This window comes from Longimicrobiaceae bacterium, from assembly GCA_035936415.1.
Classification (GTDB): domain Bacteria; phylum Gemmatimonadota; class Gemmatimonadetes; order Longimicrobiales; family Longimicrobiaceae; genus JAFAYN01.
In genome coordinates this window covers 1-8758 of record DASYWD010000461.1, presented here as the reverse complement: position 1 = coordinate 8758, position 8758 = coordinate 1, and the positions used below count along the sequence as shown (strand labels likewise).

General features: G+C 73.3%; 9 protein-coding genes. 3 read left to right on the top strand and 6 right to left on the bottom strand.

Features of this window, described 5'->3' with window-relative positions:
• Positions 1–136: 136 nt before the first annotated feature.
• On the bottom strand, positions 137–1174 hold the full coding sequence (locus VGR37_18610) for a D-2-hydroxyacid dehydrogenase (GenBank protein HEV2149422.1): 1038 nt from the start codon (positions 1172–1174) through the stop codon (positions 137–139).
• Positions 1175–1375: 201 nt separating this feature from the next.
• Between VGR37_18610 and VGR37_18605 the strand changes: the two genes are divergently transcribed.
• Positions 1376–1726, top strand: coding sequence for a hypothetical protein (locus tag VGR37_18605; protein ID HEV2149421.1), 351 nt, complete (start codon positions 1376–1378; stop codon positions 1724–1726).
• A gap of 28 nt (positions 1727–1754) precedes the next feature.
• Here the strand turns inward: VGR37_18605 and dapB are convergent, their stop codons facing one another.
• From dapB to trpS, 4 genes are all read right to left on the bottom strand, one after another.
• Positions 1755–2552: a 4-hydroxy-tetrahydrodipicolinate reductase gene (gene dapB, locus VGR37_18600; protein HEV2149420.1), complete on the bottom strand. Its 798-nt coding sequence runs from the start codon at positions 2550–2552 to the stop codon at positions 1755–1757.
• Positions 2553–3467: a 4-hydroxy-tetrahydrodipicolinate synthase gene (gene dapA / locus VGR37_18595; protein HEV2149419.1), complete on the bottom strand. Its 915-nt coding sequence runs from the start codon at positions 3465–3467 to the stop codon at positions 2553–2555.
• Positions 3468–3471: 4 nt separating this feature from the next.
• Positions 3472–3846 (bottom strand): hypothetical protein, encoded by a 375-nt coding sequence (locus tag VGR37_18590; protein ID HEV2149418.1) that lies wholly within the window; start codon positions 3844–3846, stop codon positions 3472–3474.
• A gap of 376 nt (positions 3847–4222) precedes the next feature.
• Entirely contained in the window at positions 4223–5191 is a 969-nt protein-coding gene (gene trpS / locus VGR37_18585; GenBank protein HEV2149417.1) for a tryptophan--tRNA ligase, read from the bottom strand.
• 92 nt (positions 5192–5283) lie between these two features.
• Here trpS and VGR37_18580 point away from each other — a divergent pair, with 92 nt between their 5' ends.
• The gene (locus tag VGR37_18580) at positions 5284–6249 is read left to right on the top strand and encodes an agmatinase family protein (protein HEV2149416.1); all 966 of its coding nucleotides are present in this window, start codon (positions 5284–5286) and stop codon (positions 6247–6249) included.
• A gap of 140 nt (positions 6250–6389) precedes the next feature.
• Here the strand turns inward: VGR37_18580 and VGR37_18575 are convergent, their stop codons facing one another.
• Positions 6390–7079, bottom strand: coding sequence for an OmpA family protein (locus VGR37_18575; GenBank protein HEV2149415.1), 690 nt, complete (start codon positions 7077–7079; stop codon positions 6390–6392).
• 464 nt (positions 7080–7543) lie between these two features.
• Here VGR37_18575 and VGR37_18570 point away from each other — a divergent pair, with 464 nt between their 5' ends.
• Entirely contained in the window at positions 7544–8686 is a 1143-nt protein-coding gene (locus tag VGR37_18570; GenBank protein HEV2149414.1) for a M12 family metallopeptidase, read from the top strand.
• Positions 8687–8758: the final 72 nt, after the last annotated feature.

Sequence of the window (8758 nt, the reverse complement as noted above, 5' to 3'; positions counted from 1 at the left end):
TCCACCATCTGGAAGAGGGCTGGTTGCGAGGAGTTGCGTCCGAGCATGTCGACTCCGGTCCGGGGGAACGAGCCTCCGAGCGATGCGCCCAATCTACTGCCCAGCCCCTGGCGGCGCGCCTTTTTTCAACAGCCTTCTAGTACCCCGCCGTCTTGTCCACCGTGTTGAGCAGCGGCTCGCCAGCCACGTACCGGCGGAGGTTCTCGACGATCAGGTCGGTCTCGCGGCGCCAGAATCGGTGTGAGGTCCCTGAAACATGGGGCGTCAGGAGCATGTTGGAAAGCCCCCACAGCGGCGACTCCGGCGGGAGCGGCTCCCGCGCGAAGACGTCCAGCGCCGCCCCGCGCAGCCGGCCCGCGCGCAGCGCCTCCGCAAGCGCCTCCTCGTCCACCACCCGCCCGCGGGCCACGTTCACCAGCACTGCGCCCCGCGGGAGCCGCGCCAGCTCCGCGCCGCCGACCATCCCGCGCGTCTCCGGCGTCTCCGGCACCGCCACCACGAGCACGTCGCTCCGCTCCAGCAGGCGCCCGAAGGCGTCGTCCCCGCCCAGCAGCTCCACTCCCTCCGGAGCGTCGCCGCCGCGGCGGCGTGTGGCGAGCACGCGGGAGCCGAGCGCCGAGAAGCGCCGCGCCACGGCCCGCCCGATCCCGCCGAGCCCCAGGAGCCCCACCGTCAGCTCCTCCACCTCGCGCACCGGGGCGTCCGCGCGCTCGAAGGGCTCCTTCCACCAGCGGCGCTCCGCCTGCGCCCGCACCGCGAAGTCCAGCCCCCGCGCGAAGTGCAGCGCCATGGCGAGCACGCTGTCGGCGATGGGCTCGGCGTGGATCCCCGCGGAGTTGGTGAGGACCACGCCGGAGCCCCGCATCTCCGGGTGGAGCGAGCCGCCCACCCCCGCCGCCCCGGAGTGCACCCAGCGGAGCCGCCCCTCGGGCGGCGCGGTCGCGGCGCGGAACAGCTCGCGCGGGATCCCGTACCCCAGGTACACCTCCGCCCCGCGCACCGCCTCCAGCGCCTCCGGCGAGGGCCCGCCCCCGTCCCCCTGCCCGTCCGCGGCGGCGCGCACCTCCACCGTCTCCCACTCCGGGGGGACCGCGGCGCGGATCTCCTCCGCGGCCCAGTCGGGGAGGGTCCAGAGCGGACGGCGCTCGCGGAGGTCGAGGACGAGACGGCGCACGGGAGTCATTCGTCGGGGGGTCGGCCGCCGGGCGGCGGGAAGGAGGTTCAGGGGCGGGGGAACCGGCGCGCCCGGCCGGGTGCAGGCAGGCGGCTCCGGCTCGTCCGCGCCGGAGCACGAAACGTGCAGGACACGTGGGGGCTGTCGTCCGACGGCAGTGCGCCACGCTCAACCCGTCCTGCAATGGCAGAAAGCCTGCGAATGGTCCGCGTCGACCCGGCCCCCGAGCTGCGGGTCCCCGAACGGCCGCGGCCCGACCATCTGATCGACCGGCACAGGGAGTGGATCGCCGCCTCCACGGCCGCGCCCTACCGGAAGCGGAGGCGCGCCCGCCGCTTCCGTGCCGCCTCCCTGGTGTTCCCCGCGGCCGTCGGGCTGGCCGCGGCCGCCGTGCTGCTCGCGGTGATGCTCGCCACCGGGGGAGACGACAGCACCGCCCCGCTGCAGGACCAGCTGATCCCGGGCGGGAGCGGCTCCGGCGCCGTGATGGTGAAGAGTCCCGCCGCGGAGCAGCTTCCACGCTCGCCGGGCGGCGGGGGCACGGCGCCCTGACCGCTCCCCGAGACGCCGCTCCGGCGGGTCAGCCCAGCCCCAGCACGTCGCGCATGGTGTAGGCGCCCGGCGCCTTCCCGGCGATCCAGCGGGCCGCCCGCAGCGCCCCCTCCGCGAAGAGGGCCCGATCCTGCGCCAGGTGCACCAGCTCCAGCCGCTCCCGGTCCCCCAGGAACATCACGCGGTGCTCCCCCACCACGTCGCCGCCGCGCACCGCGTGGAAGCCGATCTCCCCCGCGGGCCTCTCGCCCGGACGGCCGCTCCGCCCGTCGCGCCGCACCGGGTCCAGCTCCACGCCGTGCCCGCGGGCCGCGGCCCGCCCCAGCTCCAGCGCCGTGCCGCTGGGCGCGTCCACCTTGCGGCGGTGGTGCGCCTCCACGACCTCCACGTCGTACGCAGTCCCCAGCACCCGTGCCCCCTCCTCCACCAGCGCGGCCAGGAGGTTCACCCCCACGCTGAAGTTGGCGGCCGCGAGCGTCGCCGCGGAGCCGGCCAGGCGCGCCAGGAGCGCCTGCTCCTCGGGCCCCAGCCCGGTGGTCCCCACCACCAGCGCCTTCCCCGCCAGCGCCTCGCCCTGCGCGCGGACCAGCCGCGCCAGGAACTCCGGGGCGGAGAAGTCCACCACCACGTCCGCGGAGCGCACCAGCTCTCCCGCGTCCTCCGGCGCCACCAGCACCGGGCAGCCGATGTCGCAGGCGCGCTCCGCGTCCGCCGTCCGGTCCAGCCCGCCCAGGACCTCCACCCCCTGCTCCGCCGCCAGCCGCGCCAGGGTGCGCCCCATCCGTCCCGAGGCGCCGCTCAGCAGCACCCGCACCGGCTCCGCCACTCAGCCCTCCGCGGCGGCAGTCGCCGCGCCCGGGGCGATCCCCAGCGCGCGCATCTCGCGCTCCAGCTCCTCCCGCACCGCGGGCGAGGCGTCCAGGAGCGGGAGCCGCACGCCGCCCACGGCGAAGCCCAGCATCGCGACCGCCGCCTTCACCGGCACCGGGTTGGGCTCGCGGAAGAGCGCGGCGATCAGCGGGAGGTAGCGGAGCTGCAGGCGGCGCGCCTCCTCCACCTCTCCCTCCAGGAACGCCTTCGCCATGCGCGAGGTGTCCGCCGGCGCCACGTTGGCGAGCACCGAGATCACCCCCTTCCCCCCCAGCGCCATGAGCGGCACCACCTGGTCGTCGTTGCCGCTGTAGAGCGCCACCCGGTCCGCCACGCGGCGCGCCAGCTCCGCCACCTGCGACACGTCGCCGCTGGCCTCCTTGACCCCCGCCACGCGCGAATCCTCCGCCAGCGTCTCCACCGTGGCCGGGAGGATGTTGCACGCGGTGCGGCCAGGGACGTTGTAGACGATGGTGGGGAGGTCCGCCGCGTCCATCACCCGGCGGTAGTGGGCGACGATCCCCTGCTGGGTGGGCTTGCTGTAGGGCGGCGGCGAAAGGAGCAGCGCGTCCGCCCCCGCCTCGCGGGCCGCGCGGGCCAGCCGCGCGACCGCCGCGGTGTCGCTCCCGCCCGCCCCGGCGATCACGGGGACGCGCCCGCCGGCCTCCTCCGCCACCACCTCCACGGCGCGGCGCTGCTCCTCCGGCGACATGGCGGGGGCCTCGCCGGTGCTCCCGTTCACCACCAGCGCGTCGGTCCCCTCGCGGAGGTGGAAGCGCACCAGCTCGCGGAGCGCGCCCTCGTCGATCCCGTCCGCGGCGAAGGGCATGACCAGCGCCACGCCCGAGCCGGTGAAGAGTGGGTTTGGCACGGCGTCAGAGGTTGTTGAGATCCATGAGGTCCCCCGGCAGGGCGTCGCCCTCGGGATCGTCCGGGTCCAGGTCGCGCTCGGTGGAGTCGCGGAAGTCGTCCGCCGCCTCGTCGCCCACGCTGTCATGGAAGGCGCGGAACACGGTGCCGCCGCACTTCTCGCAGGTCATGTCCGCGGGCGGGGGCTCGTCCTCGAAGAAGTAGTCCTTGCCGCACTGCTCGCAGACCAGTGTCAGGACCTCGGTGACGGGCTCCCTCCCCCGCGGCGCACCCGGATCGGCGGGGTTGTCGCGGATCTCGTCCGCGGCGTTCGTCGCGCCGACGATGGTGGTGTCGTCCGAGCCGGCGGCCTCGGCCCCGTGCAGGTGTTCCTCGCGCATCGCTCCCTCCCGGCAGTCATGGCTCCTTCACGCCTCCGGGGCCGCGTCGTGCGGCCCCGGATCCCGCCCGCCTCCCAGCACATCGCGTACCGGGTGGGGTTGGAGCGAGGTTTACGAACTGCTCGTTTGGGCGTGCCCCCCGCTGGCGCGGGGGTCGGGCTGCGGCGCCGTAAGCCAGCAAACAACGCTGGCTAACGGCGGCGAGCCCCGCAAACAGCGCGGGTCTCGCCCCTTCGGGCTCGCATCCCTCACGCGGCCCCCTCCCCCGGCCCCTCCCCCGCAAGCGGGAGAGGGGAGCACTGCAACCTGCCGTTCGGCACCCCCGCCCTCGACCGCCCACGCGCGAAAAAGCCGACGACACGACCCGCGCGAAACCCTACCGGAGCCCGATCGCCACGCGTACCCGGTCCATCGTCACCCCGGCGACCTCGCGGGCGCGCTCGGCGCCCTGGCGGAGCACCTCGTCCACGTAGTCGGGGTTGCGCTCCAGCTCGGCGCGGCGGGCGCGCATTGGGCCGAAGTGGTCCATGATCGCCTCGAAGAGCCGCTTCTTGAAGTCGCCGTAGCCGATCCCGCCGGCGCGGAAGTCGTCCTCCATGCGGCGCACGTCCTCGGCGCTCGCGAAGAGCCGGTACAGCGCGAGGATGTTGGAGCCCTCCGTCGGCTTGGGCTCCTCCAGCGGCGTGGAGTCGGTGACGATCGACATCACCCGCTTCCGGAGCGCCTTCTCCTCCCCGAACATGTTCAGGGTGTTGCCGTAGCTCTTGCTCATCTTCTGCCCGTCGATCCCGGGGACCACCGCCACCTCCTCCGCGATCTCCGGCTCCGGGAGCTTGAGCGTGTCCTCGCCGAAGGCCTCGTTGACCTTCACGGCCATGTCGCGGGCCATCTCCAGGTGCTGCTTCTGGTCCTTCCCCACGGGGACCACGTCGGCGTCGTAGAGGAGGATGTCCGCGGCCTGCAGGATGGGGTAGACGAAGAGGCCCGCGTTGGGGGCGATCCCCTTCGCCACCTTGTCCTTGTAGGCGTGGGCGCGCTCCAGCAGCCCCATGGGGGTGACGGTGCTGAGGATCCACATCAGCTCCGCGTGCTCCGGCACGTCGGACTGCTTGAAGAAGATGCTCCGCTGCGGGTCCAGCCCGGCGGCCAGGAAGTCGAGCGCCGCGCTCCGCGTGTTCTCCCGCAGCGCGTCCGGGTCCTGGAGCGTGGTCAGCGCGTGCAGGTCCACCAGGATGCAGAAGACCTGTCCCCGCTCCTGCATGCGGATGAGCGGGCGCATGGCCCCGAAGTAGTTGCCCACGTGCAGGGCGCCGGAGGGCTGGATGCCGGTGAGGATTCGAAGCATGCTCGGGGCTCGGTATACGTCCGGGCCGCGGGGACTGGCCCCGCGGCGTCTGGTTTCGATATGCTAGGCGGATAACTTAGCGGACACGCCGAGTGGAGCAAGCGAACGCCAGCCCCGTCCAGCCGACCATGACCGATCCGACCGACGACCTCCTGCACGGCCTGCGCGCCTCCCCGGATCCCCGCGACCCGCGGGCGCCCTCGCTCCTGGCCCCCGCCGCGGACGAGGCGCTGGACGCACGGCGGGTGGTGCTGGGCCTCCCCTACGACGGGGGGATCCCCTCCCGCCCCGGGGCGCGCTTCGGCCCGCGCGCCATCCGCGAGGCGCTCGCCTCCTTCGGCATCTTCGACGGGGAGCGGGAGCCCCGGCCCGCCCTGGACCTGGGGGACCTGGCGCTCCCCTCCATGAACGGGGCGGCGGCGCACGCGCGGATCGAGGAGGCGGCGCGCCGGGTCTTCTCCGCGGGGGCGCGCCCGGTCTTCCTGGGCGGCGACCACGGCTGCACGGGGTCGCTGATCCGCGGGCTGGCCGCCGCGCGCCCGGAGGCTCGGCTGGCGCTGGTGACCATCGACGCGCACCTGGACGTGCGGGAGTACGACGACGAGGCTTCGCTCTCCAGCGGCACCCCGTTCCGCCGCGCCCTGGAGACGGAGATCCTTTCCGGCGAGCGGGTGGCGATGATCGGGATCCGCCCCTTCGCCAACTCGCGCCACTACCTGGAGTGGGCCGAGGCGCAGGGGATCCGCCTCACCACCGTGGACGACGTGGAGGCGCACGGCGCGGCCCGCGCTGCCAAGGAGGCCCTCTACACCGCCACCTCCGGCGCCGACGCGCTGTACCTGAGCGTGGACATGGATGCCGCCGACGCGGCCTTCGCCCCCGGCGTGAGCGCCGCCGGGATCGGGGGCCTCACCTCGCGCGAGATGATCACGCTGGTGAAGACCATCGCCGCCGACCCGCGCCTCGTCGGCGCGGACGTCATGGAGACCTCCCCCCCGCACGACCCCGACGGGCGGACGGCGAAGCTTGCGGCCAGGCTGCTGCTGGAGCTGCTGTGATCCCGGTGGAGCCGGGGAGTGTGGGAGTGCGAAGTGCGCAGGGGCTCTGGAGAGGGCCGGAGGGTGAGCACGAGAGAGACCGCCCCCGGTGCCGATCGGCACCGGGGGCGGCTCACGTTGCTGCGGCAGGTCGAGAGCCTTTACGGCTGGCGGCTCTCGCGCAGGATCTGCTCGCGGTGCGCCTCGCTGGCGAAGATCGCCACCTCCACGCGGCGGTTCTGCGCCTGCCCGGCCGCCGTCGCGTTCGAGGCGATCGGCTCCGTCTCACCGCGGCCCGCGGTGCGGATCCGGCTGGGAGAGACGCCCTGCGAGATCAGGTAGTTGGCCGCGGCCCTCGCACGGCGCTCCGAGAGGCCCATGTTGTAGTTGTCGTCACCCGTGGAGTCGGTGTGCCCCACGACCAGCACCTCGCTCCCCTGGTTGCGCTTCAGGATGTCGGCGAGCTTGCGCAGGTTCGCCTGTCCGGCCGGGTAGAGCCGGTCGGAGTCGAACGGGAAGAGGATCCCCGACTCGAAGGTCACCGCGATCCCCTCGCCGATGCGCTCCACCCGGGCGCCCTCGACGTTCTCCTCGATCTCCTCCGCCTGCTTGTCCATCTGGCGCCCGATGATGGCGCCGGCCGCCCCGCCGACCACCGCGCCGATGATGGCGCCGCGGGCCGTGGAGCCGGTGTTCTTCCCGATCACCGCGCCGATCGCCGCACCCGTGCCGGTGCCGACCACGGCCCCGCGCTCGGTGCTGTTCAGGGTCGACGCACATCCGGTGAGCCCGGTGGTGCCGAGAGTCGCCACGGCGGCAAGCGCCGTCAATGAGCGTGCGTACTTCGTCATCTTCATGTTCCTCGCTGAAAGTGGGACCGCACCGCAACCGAACCGACCGGGACAACCTCGTCGGTGCCCCCCGGGGTTGCAAGGGGGATGCCGGGCGGCGGGCTCGTCGGGAGCTGCGCGCCGGCCGGGGCGGGCCGCCCGGCCGCAAGCCCTTGCCGCGCCTGGCTTTCCTGACCCGAAGAGCATCGGGGCGCACGCGCATCCGCTTACCCGCCAACGGGTTACGGCGGATCCTCACGGTCCCCCAATCCGTCCCCCGGAGCGGACACCACCGCTCCCGGCGGGCGACAGCGAGGACGAGCACGGCCGGACCGGCACCGGGGCGCTCGGGGGAGCCGCAGGCCGCCTTCTGGCAGCATAATTTCCGACAGCAGGCACAATACGTGCGTGATGCGCCAATACCCGCACCGCCTGGACTCCTGTGTCCGGACGGCACCTTCTCATCCGGTTCCATGGAGCTCCGCATGCGCTTCCTCCGTTCCGCCGCTGCGCTAGCCACGTTCGCGGCACTCACAGCCTGTCAGGACGACGCCATCGTCGCCCCCACGGCCGCCCCCGACGACGCCCCCGTGGTGGCGACCGGCATCACCGACCCGGCCAAGGGCCCGGTCCTCACCGGGTATGTGCTTGGGGCAGACGGGAGTCCCACAGCCATCGGCTACCAGGTGGTCAACGGCCACGCCATCTGGGACGGCGACATCGGCCTGGGCCCGGCGGACCGGATCGCGAGCACGCCCGAGGAAGCGCTCCGCCAGCGGGACGGGGACGGACTCCGTCCCCGCCTTTCGCTGCACTCCACCGGTGCTTCTCTCTGGAGCGACACGAAGGGCGTGATCCCGGTGCGGAGGGTTTACAACCCGAACAACCTGACGTCGGCGCTGAGCCAGATCGAGAGCCAGGTGCCCGGGATCGACTTCGTGGATTACAACGGCCAGTACCATCACATCGTGGTCTACTACGGCTCCGGGTCCAACTACTACGGCGGCTGCTACAACGGCGCGTGCGAGATCTACATCGGGCGGAGCGACGCCTCCAAGGCGCTGATCATGCACGAGTTCGGGCACGCCCTGGGCTTCCAGCACGAGGTCCGGCGCTGCGACCGGAACAACTACATCCGGATGCTCGACACCAACCCCTACCCGGGGGAGTTCGCCATCACGTGCAGCTGGACGCAGATGGGGGGGTACGACATGACCTCCATCATGCACTACAACTCCCGGGAGTTCGGCCGGCTGCACTTCACCGACTGGAACGGGTACGAGGTACAGGGCTACTGGGGGCGCACCACGCTCTCCTCGGGGGACGTGAGCGCATGGCGCACGCTGTATCCCGGCAGCTCGGAGGTCCCCGGAACGACGGCGTGCACGGGAGGCTACTGCGGACCGTACAACCTGCGCGCCGGGCCGGGGACGGGATACGCCATCACCGGGAGCATCGGCGGCGGGGTCTCGGTGAGCATCGTCTGCCAGGCGTACGGGACGAGCCACACCGGCCCGTGGGGCACCACCAGCCTGTGGAACAAGCTGGGCGGCGCGTACGCGGGGCATTGGATCAGCGACGCCTACGTCTACACCGGCAGCAACGGCATGGTGGCGCCGGCATGCTGACCTGAGCGGCGGCCCGCGCGGGCTCCCGCCCGGGAGCGGGTCTCCCAGAGTGCCGGTCCGGAACCTCCGGAC